Source organism: Flavobacterium odoriferum (genome assembly GCF_025499515.1).
Lineage (GTDB): Bacteria > Bacteroidota > Bacteroidia > Flavobacteriales > Flavobacteriaceae > Flavobacterium > Flavobacterium odoriferum.
The window spans coordinates 61,919-76,834 of the sequence record NZ_JAMKFA010000002.1 but is presented as its reverse complement, the minus strand read 5'-3'; the positions used below and the strand labels follow the sequence as shown (position 1 = coordinate 76,834).

Here is a 14,916-nt window from a genome sequence, read left to right as displayed (position 1 = left end):
AGCCATGAGCCTATGGAAATCCAAATTCTGGATGCCTTTTCTTCGCGGTTCGGTTATTCCGTTCTTATCTCTCTATGAATTCAAAAAAGAATTCAATCCAAAAGCCACCCGATTAATGCGTGAACACGAGCTGCACAAAAAAAATGTACAAGCACTTAAGCTGTTGCAAGAGCAGGAAAACCATTTCAATAAAAACATCCACCTCATCAACGAACTCAAAAACGCTATTATGATGAGGTATAGAAATAAATAAAAGGAAGCCTGGACTAATTTGTCTAGGCTTTTTTTATTTAAGTTAGATAGACAAATTGGAATAATGTTTTTATATTTGAAAAGATGAATTTATAGAAATTGACTTTGAAAAGTTTAAATTATTATATTTATTGATTGCATAAAATTCTAATCTAAAAAGTAAGTAAAAAATGTCCAAAAAAAATATTACAAGAAACAAAGTTTTTAAATCAGTAAAACAAAAATTAGAGTACATTCAAAAAGAATGTAATGAACCTGAATTATTTGAAGACTTAAAACAACTCTTTAGAAATAAAAATTTTGAAAATGTTAAAATAACTCATGGAACAAAAGAATTTGGTAAAGATTTAGTTTTCTCAAAACCAAGTGAAAGTTTTGGAGAAGAAAAATGGTATGCAGCAATAGTAAAAAATAAAAATGCTACTCAAAACGATTTTTTGCGTGGTCATGAAATTGGAGACCAAATTGAATTAGCTTTAAAAATTAAACATACTGGACTAGATGGTGGAGAAAAAAATATTGCGGGGTTATTTATTATAATCAATGGAAGTGTTTCGTCTAATGCAACAAAAGTAATTTCAGATTATATTCATCCAATGGTTTTAGAACACATTAAAATATGGGATTATCAAGATTTAGAAAGAGAAATTTCAACATATTCAAAAGATTCTTTTCTTGATAATCTTGAGCCTAGCTTAAATAAATTTGTAAAAGGACAAACTAAATCTTTATCTGACATAAGTAGTTCAAGTAATATTTATGATTTAAAGATTGATGATATAAATGAAATATTTATTAATGTTCAAACAACATATTCTAGAGAATTAAGAAAAATAAATGACTATGTAACATTTGATAATGAAAAGGAAAAATATATTGAAGAAGATATTGAAGGTTCAAATGAAATTATTAATTCGAATAAAAATTTCATTATACATGGTATTCCTACTTCTGGTAAAACATTATTCCTTAAGAGAATAGGTATAAAAGCTTTATCAACAAATAGTGTAAAACCTATAGCAGTTTTTTATTTTGATTTACAAAATTTTAAGTCAGCTAACTTTAATATTATTGATTTAATAAATGAACAGTATACTAATCTTACAGATGGAGAATTATTTGATTCAAATGAATTTGGGAAGAAAATTTTACTTTTTGATTCTATAGATTTTATAAATAATGAAGAAACAAAGGTTGAAATTTTAAAAAAAATAGAAGAATTCATAGATTCAAAGTATTTGGATAATTTGCAAGTTGTTATCGCCATACGAAATATAGATTTTATAAAAACACGTAGTTTGCTATCATTATTTGAAGAAACAGAACTATTACCTTTTAATTTTAACCAAGCATTTAAATTAGTAAAAAAAATCATTCCAGATAATGAGCAAAAAGCTACTAATTTTTTGAAGGCTATACAAAATTCTCTTCTTGATACAACTATTCAAAGAACTCCTCTTGCTTTAACATTAATGGCTATTTTATACAGAGATGATAAAATCGATTTAAAAGAGTTACCTGCAAATATTTTTGAATTGTATAATAAATTTACAGATGTTTATTTAGATCGCTGGGATGTTTCAAAAGGTGTTACGCAACTTTACAAATATGAACAGACAAAGAATATAATTGCTTTTATAGCTTATCATTTACATTTAAATGGTCTTAATTCTATAACATGTAATGAATTAAAATTATTCCTTGAAAATTTAAGAAAAGATTTTAATTACGATGAATTAAATGATATTGAGAGCTTTATTATACATCTAAAATCAAAGAATGGAGTTTTTTATTTTGATAATAACAATGATGTTTTTATGTTTTTCAATCATTATTTTCAAGAGTATTTTGCCAGTCTTTGCATTGAAGATGATGATGATACAATCTTGATTGATAATTTTTTTAATAGTTGGTGGAGTAATGCTTTAGTTTTCTATTGTGGAAAAAAACCTAAGAGTTTTAAAATACATAATGATATTTTAAAAAAAGTAATTCCATTAGGGTCATTTCAGAAATTGATTTATATTAGTCAGCATTCAAAATGTTTACAGGCTAGTCATGCAGTTTCAATTAGTAGTAGAACATCCATTGTAAAAAAAATGATTTATGAATATGATCAAATGTTTAACGCTTTAGTAGAAGAAACAAAAAATCCTTTATCACCACTTAATAACGTTCCGTTTGTTAATATTTTAAATCAAAGTAAATCTATTTTTGAAGCTTCATTTGGCTCTAAGCATGTAGCAACCAAAGAAACACTTGATTTTTTTGAAAATTTGTTAGAATTACACGAAAGCAATTTAAATCATATAACGTTATATAATATTTCTTATTTTTTAGCTTTTCATCAAAATAAACCAGAGTCATTTGGAAAATTTGAAGAATTAATTGGTGATGATGTAGTTTGGAATCGAATTTTATATGTTGATATTAATTTTTTAAATATGAAGAAAAAAATAGACGATAAAAAATTCGTTCGAATTAAAAGAAAAATGAATAAAAATAAATTTTTAATTCAGCATATACTAAATAATAATATATTGGAAAAAGTTAAATTACTAGGGAAATGATTTATTTGATATAAAATCTTTTTCACTTAGAATCATTTATTTAGTAATGATAATTTAAGAAAATACTAAAAAGCCTGAATTTACATTCAGGCTTTCTCATACTCAGTAAAGGTTACCAATCAAAACTGAGCTTATTTCTTTTTCGAGGTTAGGCGTTTTAAAAGCACCGTAACACCAAAACTAACGACTGCTCCAATAAAGGCTAAAACTATTGTTTTTACGACATCTGCTGAGGTTAAATTAGGTATAACACTCAATGCAAATCCTCCAAAAGTTCCTGCCCTCAAAGTTAATGAATTATCCATTCCCTCCAACGTCGGTTTCGGGCTTTACCTCATCTTTTTTGTTACCTCGGGTGTCATCCTGAGCTTGTCGAAGGGTGTCATCAACCGTAATCTGGCTCACTGCCGATAAAACACCACCTGCAACGGCAGCATAACCCGCAACGGTAACAACAACAGCAGGTAAAGCTACTGGAGCAGCTACAATGCTTCCACTTACTGCTAATAAGGCTAATCCAATGGTGCGTAACACCTTAAAAAATTTCGGAGTGGGTGCCTTAGCACGTTCTACTACATTCATAATCTTTCTTTTTATAATCCTGCAAAGGATCTATTGTACAATCAATTCCACACTTTCTTTGTTATCCAAAGCTTTATAAACTAAGTCTTTCAACTTCGTAAAAGCTTTTCTAGATAGTAAACCTAATCCAGGTCCAGAAAGTTTCGTAACAGGAGCAATACAGCCACGCAATTCCTTTTGCGCATTATTGGCAGGATGTATCAAAATATACGTTCTGTTCGGCACATCCACCAATTCCAAATGCCATTTGTATTTCGCGCTATATCGCTTTCTAATAAAATATTTCCCTTCCGGAATACAGGAAATCCCACGTTCATTTCGTTTCCACGGCAATTCGATTGTATAACAAATCAATTTACCTTCACATTCCAATTTTCCATTCGTTCCGTCAGGGAAATATGTTCTTGTCAAAAACAGTATCATACTGACCACTAAAAACTGATCACTGACCACTATTAAACGCCTCCGTCAACCGCCACAATCGATAACGGGTTAAAAGCGCCATTTTTCAATGGATACATTTGCCCATTAATTTGTTGGTAAAACTCCACACCAAGAGCCAAAACAAGTGGGTGAGTAGAATTCGCAGTCACCGCATTACTCAAGTTAATTACAGCCGTAGCCGTAGCATCCCAAGGCAAAATAGCAGTTTCAGAAGTAGCCACTTCATACGATTCTCCAGTAAAGTCAATCGCAGCTCCACCAGAAATCACTTTAAAGTGAGTAGTTCCACTAGGAGCCGCAATCATATTCGCAGGAACAAACGAAGGAATAGCCACCGCTAAAGTCCCAGCTGCACGATCAATATTCGTTGTGAAAGGAGCAAACAAAGAAGTTCCTAATTTTCCACGAATATTAAATTCGAAGCCTAGAACCAATTCAATTTCCCCATCAATTACATTACGTAATCCTCTCTCACTCACAGCATCCATTTGGATAACCTTAACCATTTGTTGCGTCAAACGACTCACCATTCTACCATCAGCAGAATTTAACAACAATGGGCGTAAAGCCGTTCTTAAAAGCTTACCTGCTTTTCCAGCTCTACCAAATTCAGAACCGTTCTCACGCGTTCTTTGAAACGCAGGGTCACTAGCAATTCTACTTGCCTCAATTCCACCTTTCTCACGAGCTAAATGCCCATCCTGCGTTTTGTAAAAAGTAATATCCCCGATAGTACCTTTTAACTTAATTATGCCTTTCTGTCTAGCCATAACATCAAAATTTTAATTCAACATTCATTCACTTTCATAAATCATTCAAAACTCGGTTGCAACACTTTCTGAAATAATTACACTGCAAATTTCTTACACAAAACCAATCAAAAAACACCACCATGTCCAAAATGTCCATAGTCAACACTTTTTTCTAAATATTTCCTTTTTCACTCTAAAGTAAAATCTCCAATCGGCGTAAAACCGAAACAAGAATTAAGTAATTTTAAGCTATCTCAAAGCCAACTCAAAAGCTAGGTTAAAGTATGAATCGACCATTAAAAAGAGCATGCATATATCCAAAAGATATACAGCTCATAACAGGAAGAAGTAATCGTCAAAGTTCAAGACTATTGAACGACATAAGAAAGTCACTCAATAAGCCTAAAAAGAGCTTAGTAAGTATTAAGGAGTTTTGTGAATATACAGGCTTAAAATTTGAACAAGTTGAACCTTATATTATTGGGTAAATTGATATTAATTGCTTATATTTGTGTATGCTATTTCAATATAATTGAAATCATATTTAAGGGGACTAATTCGGTGACCATTCAAATTTTAGAATTTGAAACACCCGAAAATAAAGAGGATGTTGGGGTTTGTTCGATTCCCACTCCGGGTACTCAGCATCTCATAAATGAGTGCTTTACTTATAAAAAATCCCGATAGTTTTACTATCGGGATTTTTTTATTTATTCATTTCTACAAAATATTTATAGAATAACGGAATTGTTTCAATGCCTTTTAAGTAATTAAATATTCCGAAATGTTCATTTGGTGAATGAATAGCATCGCTATCCAAACCAAAGCCCATTAAAATTGTTTTTGACTTTAATTCCTTTTCAAACAAAGCTACAATTGGAATACTTCCACCTGAACGAACAGGAATTGCTGGCACTCCAAATGTTTCTGTATAGGCTTTATTAGCAGCTCTATAACCCACACTATCAATTGGTGTAACATAACCTTGCCCACCATGATGTGGTTTTACTACAACTTTAACCGATTTAGGGGCAATATTTTCAAAATGCTTTTTAAACAATTCTGTAATTTCTTCCCAATCCTGATTTGGTACTAAACGCATAGAAATTTTTGCGAAAGCTTTGCTTGCAATAACTGTTTTAGCTCCTTCACCTGTGTATCCACCCCAAATTCCGTTAACGTCTAATGTTGGACGAATAGAATTACGTTCGTTGGTTACATAACCTGTTTCGCCATAAATATCTTCGATATCTAATGCTTTTTTATAGTTTTCTAATGAAAAAGGCGCTTTTGCCATTTCAGCTCTTTCTTCTGTTGAAAGTTCTTCTACTTTATCGTAAAAACCTGGAATGGTAATGTGATTATTTTCATCGTGAAGCGAAGCAATCATTTTGGTCAACACATTAATTGGATTGGCAACTGCACCACCATATAATCCTGAATGTAAATCACGATTAGGACCAGTTACCTCAACTTCTACATAGCTTAATCCGCGAAGACCCGTTGTAATTGAAGGCTGTTGATTTGAAATCATTCCTGTATCAGAAATCAAAATTACGTCGTTTGCAAGTTTTTCTTGATTGCGCTCTACAAACCAACCTAAACTTTTTGAACCCACTTCTTCTTCTCCTTCAATCATGAATTTAACGTTACACGGCAAGCAATTGTTTTGAATCATGTATTCAAATGCTTTTACATGCATGTACATTTGTCCTTTATCGTCACAAGCTCCACGCGCAAAAATTGCTCCTTCTGGATGAATTTCTGTGGTTTTGATTACAGGTTCAAAAGGTGGTGAAGTCCATAATTCCATTGGATCTGGTGGTTGCACATCATAATGCCCGTACACTAGAACAGTTGGTAGATTTTTATCGATTATTTTTTCACCATAAACGATTGGATATCCTGGTGTTTCGCACAATTCTACAAAATCGCAACCAGCTTTTTCCAAACTTGCTTTTACAGCTTCAGCGGTTGAAACCACATCATGCGCATAAGCACTATCTGCACTCACTGAAGGTATTTTTAATAATTCGATTAACTCATTAATAAAACGTTCTTTATTGGCTTGAACGTATTGTTTTATATTTTCCATTGTGTTTGTTGAATAATTTCAAAAATACAAAAAATGTTTAGATTTTATCAAATAAAAAAGCCCAATCATAATTTGATTGGGCTTTTTTTGTAAAGAAATGACTCTTTAGAACACTATCTTTTTAGTAATCTGATTGCCGTTTACCAATGTTAATTTCACAATTAAAGATTGATTTTGTGTGATTATATCTGATATATTGAACTCATTACTATTGATGTTTGTCTTTGTAAAAACTTCTTTTCCAAGAATATCATAAACGGTAATTGAATTAATTTTTTCAACCGAAGAATTAATTTTTATAATTCCATTTGTTGGATAGATTAAAACTAAATTTTCGTCAATTAGTTCATCTTGACGCGATGGTTTTTTATAAATCAATTCAAATCTATCATTGAAAGTTCCTGCCTGAGAAAGAAAATAATAAGCACTATTTTTTAAATTATGAATAGCATTTGTGTAATTATCTTTTAAGTAAATCTCTTGATTCGTAAATAATCCATCAAATTGCTCAATACTAATTTCAAAATTACTTGGCATTAAAACTTTTAACCCTAACTTTACAACATCATCTTCTGAGAAATTTCCTTTTCCTTGAATGACATATTCCTGATTTCCGTCCATTAAACTATATAAAATCGTTTTAGAAGTATCTAATGCTTTTCCATCTATTAATCTATCAAAACCATTGGTTCCATTTGGCATATAACCCACTAAAATTTGATTATATTTTTCGGAACTATCATTAAGATTTAACCAAATTCTATGTTTATCAGAATTTTCAACAACAGTTTCATTGTTTCTGAAGAATTGAGATGTTGTATTTGCATCTACACGCAATTCATTTTCAAAAGTAACTGTATGTGCATTACTTGCTTGAATAAAAAATCCTTGCCCAACTTGAATTTTATCGTTAGGAATTGCACCTCCTGCTGCAGAAGCTGTTCCTCCCAAAGTAGTATATGATGCATAGTTATTTTGTGGATACGTTCCTCCACTTGCAGGAACTGTATGTGTCCAATAATACAATGTTTCAACTTTTGGATTTTGAATTAAAAATCTATAAGCGCTAATTGGTGATGCATAAGGATTTCCTAATAAATTATATCCTTGTCCAACGGCATAAGTTAATGTTCCATTATTTGGAACTCCAGTAAATTGTCCGTTAAAAGCAGCCGGTGTTACACTTGACCAAGTATTAGCAACTCTAATCATATACCCTTTTGCCGTAGCAAAACTATTTGTTGACGGCACAACTGATTGATAAGCAGTTGGTGTAGTTGTTCCTGTAAATAAATATTCATAGAATCGAGTTACAATTGTATTTGGTGAAAATGCTAATAAATTTTGACCAGAAACAGGCGAAGACCAAGCCGTATAATCTTGACGAATCATTGGTGCTGAATTTCTTTTTACGATAACATTTCCTGAATTTACAGCATGTTTTGTGTATTGAACTAAAGCGGCTCCATTTTCAATACTTAATGAGCCCGTTCCTAAAACCGTTACATTTTCTCCAACTCTTAATGTGTGTCCTGAATTAAACATTACGTTAGCACCTGAATTAACTATAACCGAACAAGCATCTAAACTTGTTGTAGAAGAATAATTTCCTGCAAAAGTTACTGCAGTTTGTTTAGTTGGAACACCATTTGACCATGAAGAACCATTCCAAGTAGTTGTTAAATCACCACACTGCCAGAATTTCCCTGTCCAAATTCCTCTTCCAAAAGTTCCTGCAACAATTGTTCTATCCGATGCTCTGTATTCAAAATTTAAAACTTTCACATCTTTCATTCCGTTATTTGCTCTTCTCCAAGTTGGCGAAGCAACATTGAAATTTACTGTATACCAAACCCCTAATTCAGTTCCAATTATTACTTCGTTAGTTGCATTTGGATTTTGTAAAATACATTTAACAGGAATATTTGGAAGATTTCCTTCTTTATTTTGCCAAGAAGTTCCTCCATTTGAAGAATACCAAACGCTTGGCACACCATAATTATGAAAAGTTACAAAAATATCATTTTCTGTATTTCCGAATCTAACATCTGAGATAGCACCAGTCCATGAAGCATCGGCAATATTTGACCAAACTGTTCCTGTATTGCTTGTTGCATTCGCTGCATTAAGTATTTTTAACAACCTTCCATTTGCTAAACCAACTAAAACTCCTGTTGTGGTTGTTGGCATTGGTTTAAAGAAAGTGGGGATATCATTTAATAATGCATTTGTAAGTGTTCTTGCGGTTGCACTTGAAGCTCCTAAATCATATTTATAAATTCTAAAAGTTGCCCCATTAGTTCCATTAGCGTACAATCTATCATTTGCACTATCTAAACCACATTGGTTAACAAAATCTCCATCATTTTGATTACCAGAAATATCATAAGACCAGACTCCAGTAATATTATATCTTGAATAAACATTATAAACATAAGATGCAATAACATAGGCATCAGTATCTTCAATGAATTCCCAACAACCATCACCTCCAAACAAATCTGTTGTTGCACTTGTGCCTGCATTTGCACTTGCTACATATTGAGAACCATTATCTTGTAATCCACCTATTAATCTGTCATTTGATAAAGTTGTTGAATTTATATCTGCTTTATATATTTGTGTAACATTGTAATTATTATTTCGAACTCCAATACTATTTCCAGAGTTATTTGAATAATATACTCCACCATCATTTCCAAAAACCACTCTTGATTCTTGACCAGGTGCAAATGCCATACAATGATGATCTGAGTGCACTCCATCTCTTTGAGTTGCTGTACTGCCATTTGCGGTTGGATTCAATGTCCAATCGGTATATTGAGTCCACATTCCAGTTGTGGTCCCAGAAAAAGCAGTTGTGGTTCTAAAAATCTCTATTCCACCAACAAAAACCTCACTATCATTCGCAGGATTCATACCAATCATTAAATCATAAAAAGCTTGTCCTCTACAAAAATCATTTGCTGCTGGCGGTTGATTTCCTGAACTTGTTGGTAAGGGAACATTAGTGTCAACTGTTGCAAAATTATCTGTAGATCTCCTAATTACGGGTAGTCCAGAAGTTGCATTTTCGCAAAGTGCAAACATTCTTCCGTTAGTTTGTTTAGATGAAACTAGTCGTACTCTTCCATCCGCAGAAGCTAACGTTCTTACCAAAGACCAGTTGGTTCCGTTTGTACATCTGTAAATTCTTCCACCTCCAGCACCAGTTGCATATGAATATTTTGTTCCCATATACAAATCACCGTTTGCGGTTACTGTAAAACTCTCGGGCGCACAATAAACACCAGCCGAACTTTGTAAAGCTACATTAGTTTGTCTTGTAAAATTAATCCCATCTGTACTTTTCCATAATCCAACTGTATTAACACCCAAGTAAGACCATCCCGCACCTCCTGAACCAGAAGTTACTTCTTCAGTATATGCCATAGCATCCGCACCAAAATAGACTTCTGTTAAACCTGTTGATGGATTTACCCAAGCAACAATATCTTGTATGTATGCCAACATATCTCCAACAACTGTTGATGAGCCAGTAAAAATAAGTTTCCAAGTTACACCACCATCAATAGATTTATAAACACCATTACCATTAACTGCTCCCCAAGTATAGACTTCTCCAGTTCCAATATACATTGTGTTTGCATTTAGAGGATCTACAGTTATACAGGTTACAGCCATATTGCTTGGCACTCCAGAAACTTGATTCCAAGATGATGCTGAACTTGTTATATCGTTATTTACCCATAAACCACCACTTACAGCACCAGCAAAGACTTTAGTAACACTCCCCGGTGCAAACATAACGACTCTTGTTCTTCCTCCAACATTATTAGGCCCTCTTTCAACCCATTGATTGTCCATTCCATCACCTGGAACACGTCCTGTTTCTATTTGCTGATTTAGTTCTTTTTGTAAATTAAGCGTAACTTCAGGTGTTGGATAACCTAGATTTGGATTGGCGTTATAAAGCCATTCCTGCTCATTAAATGCGTTTGGAGGTAATCCCATCGCTTTTCGCTTAGCTTTGGGTAATCGCATTTTTGCTCTTAAAGGATGATAATTTACTAATTTATGATATTTTTCTCTTATCTTCTCAATTGAATCGAGTTCCTTTTTTGAGTATTTACTTAAAACTTGTGCTCCATTTTCTGATTCAATTGAAACAAGTTGAGTTGATTTTTTTATAAATTGATTGGTTGATTCTTCATGTTCAACTTTTATATCGTCTATTTTAACATTGTTTTCTTCAGGTTGAATAGTAACATTGTTTTTTTTAATATTATTAACTTCTTTATTTTCAAGTTTAGAAACTAAAAAATAACATGAAATTAGTGAAGCAGATAAGACAAGGCTTATTCTAAGTAACTTTTTTTTCATAATTCGGTAAATTTGGGACACCAAATATATTAAAAAGTCTTAAATTAATATTTGTTTTGTAAAAATTTATGAAGATTTATTGATTTTTTATAAAAATATTTCTAAAAAACTTAATGACGATCTCGTTTTGATAGTTTCAAGCATTACTTTTCGAGAAAAATACCTATAGTTAATAATTCATTCTTAACACATTTTCTATTGTGTTTTTAATATAAACTTACAGAAAACATGAAAAACAAAATAAATAATTCCTTTGAAAGGATTTGTTATATTTCTTTGATAAATCTTTTTTTTACGATTAATAACTATATAAAATATAGAAAATAAAAAATTTATTAATTATTTGAAAGTTAACAGATGATTTTATATATTTGCACTCCAATTATCGCGGGTATGGTGAAATTGGTAGACACGCCAGACTTAGGATCTGGTGCCGCAAGGTGTGAAGGTTCGAGTCCTTTTACCCGCACAACAAATACTTTAAAGCCCTTAACTATCAAATAGTTGAGGACTTTTGTTTTTTAATCGACCCCCAACATCGACCAAGTTTATATGAAATAATATTTTTTATTATGTATAATGTTTAATTTTATGCTCGTTATTTTTATATAGATAATTTCTAAGTTAATATTTTAGTAGGGGGTGTACCCTAAAAAAACTACATAGCCAGCCCTAAGAATGGAGGTGGTTTCTCGTTTTCTTTATATTGTTTATAAAATAAAAAAAAGAGTCATGTGGCTCTTGAGTCTAATCAATAAGTATAGTTTTTATAGCAGTATTTAAAGATTTGAATACAGCCTTTTTTTCATCGGGAATATCCTCCTCACTTATTGAGAAAAATAGTAAATATGATACAGGAATATTTAAAGAGTCACAAATTTTACTAATTGTACTTTTTTGAGGAAAAGAAGCGTTAATTTCGATTTGACATAAAGAATTTACTGAAATGCCCACCATTTCGGCTAATTTTTTTTGACTAATCCCCTTTTCTTTTCTTATTGTTTTAATTGCTGTACCTATGTCCATTTTTCTACTTGTTTTTAATCTCCAATATCTAAATCAAATAATTTCAATAATTCTTTACTAAGATTCAAAATAGAGAATATTGATTTTAAAAAATCATTTAAATCTAAATCTTTTGATTTTAATTTATTTATTAATAAGTCTTTATCTTCATCAGATAGATTGCTTTGTTCTATATTATCAATAAGTTGTTTGTATTTATCCATAACTGATTAACTTTAAAAAATGAATAATTTTTAAAGCTTCTCTATTGGTGTATTTTACAATGGAGAAGCTGTTTTTTGATATTGCTTCACCATTGTGTTCTTCTTCATCGGTAAAAATATGATAATGAGAATTTATCAGAATTGTACTAAAAATTTCTTTTGAAAGTGTTAACTTTCTTTTTACTTTCAGTTTTAATCTATAACCTATATTTTTAATTATCGAATCAAAATTCGTATCGCTTTCTTCTGCAGAATAATAGCCAAAGGAATTATATGAATCAATGTCTTTGAAAATATAATCAAATTGTTCAATTATTTCAGCTACTTCAATTTCTTTGATTTTTGAATAAAAATAGTCTTTGATTTTATTTCCGTTTAACTTAGAATTAATTAATTTTTCAGTTGATTGAATATTTGACCAAAAATTTTGCTGTAAAAATTTGGAGTAAAATAATTTATATTCTTCTTGTTCTTTTTTACTGTAAGAATAGAAATTCTTGGAAACACTATTAAAGTGACTTTTAAAAGACTCAATATAACTTTGCGATAATATCTCTAAGTGGTTTTCATTAAGATAGGAATTTGGACTATCTAAGATTTCAAAACCAGCATGACGAAGTATTAAAATTACAGCTTCCCTTGAAAACTTGAATTTTTCAATTACTGCATTTAACGATACATGATGTCTTTTTGGATTAGAATTAATTTCTTTAAAAAGCATAACTTTAAATTATTTGATACAAAGATAATAAAAAAACAATAAATACACGTATAGCATGTATTTATTTTTAATAAAAAAAGTTTTTGCCTTAATTTTGTTTTGTTTGAAGATGCTCTTTTTAAAATTAATATCGATTATTACATATTCATTCATACCGGAAAATTAACGCATTATATTCCTGAAAACAATGTGTATGTTTATTTCCGTTATAATAAAAAGAAACAGTTATGGTAATAATTAATAATGCTTCCAATACACAAAAATTCAACTTAGAACGTTTTCAAGAAAAGATAAAAGTATTTAATTTTGGAACCGATATTATTTCAGATAAAACAATCGATTTGAAAAATGAATTATCGATTGAAGGTAAAAAGTCAATGATTTTAGAATTAAAATAAGAAATTATGATTAAAAAAATTGCCATTACATTAGTTGCGATAATCCTTATGGGATGTAAAAATGAAAATAAATCATCAGCAACAGAAACACCAAAAGAAATCGCTAAATTTTCATCAGACGTAGAAGAAAATGCGGTTATTTATGAAGTAAACATAAGACAATATTCACCAGAAGGAACTTTTAATGCATTTACAAAAGACATCCCTCAACTAAAAGAATTAGGTGTAAAAATCATTTGGGTAATGCCAATTTTTCCGATTTCGCAAACAAAAAGAAAAGCAACAGGTGGCGATGATAGTAAATTTGCTTCTGATATGCCCGCCGCAGAACAACACAAATACTTAGGAAGTTACTACGCTGTTTCCGATTTCAAAAAAGTAAATCCGGAGTTTGGAACAATTGAAGATTTTAGAAATTTGGTAAAAACAGCTCATGACAATGGAATGTATGTTATTTTAGATTGGGTGCCAAATCTTACAGGTTGGGATCACACTTGGATTAAACAGCATCCAGAATATTATACGCAAAATGCAAAAGGCGAAATAATCGATCCAATCAATCCAGAAACTGGAAAATCTTGGGGCTGGTCAGACGTTGCGGATTTAAATTATGACAATCAAGGATTACGTAAGGAAATGGCAGCCGACATGTTGCATTGGATTAAGAATGAAAACATTGATGGATTTCGTTGTGATGTTGCAAGCAATGTGCCATTAGATTTTTGGCAACAAACTATTCCACAATTGCGAAAAGAAAAAAATATTTTCATGTTGGCCGAAGCATGGGAGCCTGAATTATTAAAAGATGGCCTGTTTGATATGGCTTATGGATGGGAAGCGCACCATACAATGAATAAAATTGCACAAGGGAAAGAAACCGTTAAAAATTGGGATGCCTACATTGAGAAAATCAACAAAGATTATGAATCAAATGATATTTTAATGAATTTTGTGGATAATCATGATGAAAATTCTTGGAACGGAACCACAAAAAGCCGATTAGGAAGAGCTGAAGAAGCTATAACAGCACTTTCATATGTAATGCCAGGAATGCCTCTGATATATAGTGGTAACGAGTATGGATTAGATTATAGTTTGAAATTTTTTGAGAAAGACTCTATTCCAAAAAGCAAAGGTGTTGCTTGGGAATTAAGAGCAAAATTAGGAAAACTAAAATCGGGAAATATTGCTTTAAACGGAGGAAAATCAAAAGCTAGCTACACCAGAATCAAAACAGATAATGAAAATGTTTTGGCTTTTAAACGAGAGAAAAACGGAAAAAAAGTATACTACATTGCCAATCTATCAGCGGAATCAGTTAATGTAAAAATCGATCTTAACGGGAATTTCACAAACTATATGGCCGGAAAATCAATGGGCATAAATAGCAATCAGGTGTATTCTGTTTTACCATGGCAATATTATATTTTAACAAATTAATGGGCTAATTTTTAAAACTTAATGCTATGAAAAAATCACTCTTTTTAGCA

At 31.3% G+C, this 14,916-nt stretch carries 12 protein-coding genes, 1 tRNA gene and 1 pseudogene; 5 read left to right on the top strand and 9 right to left on the bottom strand.

What is annotated here, in order from left to right:
- The coding region (locus tag M9Q43_RS02920; RefSeq protein ID WP_408611241.1) for a DUF6943 family protein at positions 1–253 on the top strand (253 nt) is incomplete at its 5' end.
- Between the two features lie 169 nt (positions 254–422).
- The gene (locus tag M9Q43_RS02915; RefSeq protein ID WP_262317482.1) at positions 423–2,822 is read left to right on the top strand and encodes an NACHT domain-containing protein; all 2,400 of its coding nucleotides are present in this window, start codon (positions 423–425) and stop codon (positions 2,820–2,822) included.
- Between the two features lie 131 nt (positions 2,823–2,953).
- On the opposite strand, the gene M9Q43_RS02910 is transcribed toward M9Q43_RS02915, so the two are convergent.
- The 6 genes from M9Q43_RS02910 to M9Q43_RS02880 all read right to left on the bottom strand — a co-directional run bounded on the left by M9Q43_RS02910 (position 2,954) and on the right by M9Q43_RS02880 (position 11,078).
- Entirely contained in the window at positions 2,954–3,127 is a 174-nt protein-coding gene (locus M9Q43_RS02910; protein WP_262317481.1) for a hypothetical protein, read from the bottom strand.
- Positions 3,120–3,404, bottom strand: coding sequence for a hypothetical protein (locus M9Q43_RS02905; protein ID WP_073580276.1), 285 nt, complete (start codon positions 3,402–3,404; stop codon positions 3,120–3,122). The genes M9Q43_RS02910 and M9Q43_RS02905 overlap by 8 nt, the downstream gene beginning before the upstream one ends.
- A gap of 30 nt (positions 3,405–3,434) precedes the next feature.
- The gene (locus M9Q43_RS02900) at positions 3,435–3,827 is read right to left on the bottom strand and encodes a DUF5675 family protein (RefSeq protein WP_262317480.1); all 393 of its coding nucleotides are present in this window, start codon (positions 3,825–3,827) and stop codon (positions 3,435–3,437) included.
- A 32-nt stretch (positions 3,828–3,859) separates the two neighbouring features.
- On the bottom strand, positions 3,860–4,618 hold the full coding sequence (locus M9Q43_RS02895) for a hypothetical protein (RefSeq protein WP_262317479.1): 759 nt from the start codon (positions 4,616–4,618) through the stop codon (positions 3,860–3,862).
- A gap of 688 nt (positions 4,619–5,306) precedes the next feature.
- Positions 5,307–6,695 (bottom strand): dipeptidase, encoded by a 1,389-nt coding sequence (locus tag M9Q43_RS02885; protein WP_262317477.1) that lies wholly within the window; start codon positions 6,693–6,695, stop codon positions 5,307–5,309.
- A 105-nt stretch (positions 6,696–6,800) separates the two neighbouring features.
- Complete coding sequence (locus M9Q43_RS02880) at positions 6,801–11,078, bottom strand: T9SS sorting signal type C domain-containing protein (protein WP_262317476.1); 4,278 nt, start codon at positions 11,076–11,078, stop codon at positions 6,801–6,803.
- Positions 11,079–11,465: 387 nt separating this feature from the next.
- Between M9Q43_RS02880 and M9Q43_RS02875 the strand changes: the two genes are divergently transcribed.
- Positions 11,466–11,547, top strand: a tRNA-Leu gene (locus M9Q43_RS02875).
- 278 nt (positions 11,548–11,825) lie between these two features.
- Here M9Q43_RS02875 and M9Q43_RS02870 read toward each other — a convergent pair.
- The 3 genes from M9Q43_RS02870 to M9Q43_RS02860 are packed head-to-tail and all read right to left on the bottom strand — an operon-like array spanning position 11,826 to position 13,028.
- Entirely contained in the window at positions 11,826–12,104 is a 279-nt protein-coding gene (locus M9Q43_RS02870) for a helix-turn-helix domain-containing protein (protein ID WP_262317475.1), read from the bottom strand.
- Positions 12,105–12,118: 14 nt separating this feature from the next.
- Positions 12,119–12,307 carry a hypothetical protein gene (locus M9Q43_RS02865; protein ID WP_262317474.1) on the bottom strand — a complete coding sequence of 63 codons (189 nt, stop codon included), beginning with the start codon at positions 12,305–12,307 and terminating at the stop codon, positions 12,119–12,121.
- Entirely contained in the window at positions 12,300–13,028 is a 729-nt protein-coding gene (locus tag M9Q43_RS02860; protein WP_262317473.1) for a hypothetical protein, read from the bottom strand. Before M9Q43_RS02860 ends, M9Q43_RS02865 begins: the two co-directional genes overlap by 8 nt.
- A gap of 189 nt (positions 13,029–13,217) precedes the next feature.
- Between M9Q43_RS02860 and M9Q43_RS02850 the strand changes: the two are divergent.
- Positions 13,218–13,426 (top strand): annotated as a pseudogene (locus M9Q43_RS02850) (cyclomaltodextrinase C-terminal domain-containing protein).
- Between the two features lie 6 nt (positions 13,427–13,432).
- Positions 13,433–14,866: an alpha-amylase family glycosyl hydrolase gene (locus M9Q43_RS02845; protein WP_316044622.1), complete on the top strand. Its 1,434-nt coding sequence runs from the start codon at positions 13,433–13,435 to the stop codon at positions 14,864–14,866.
- The last annotated feature ends 50 nt before the right edge of the window (positions 14,867–14,916 follow it).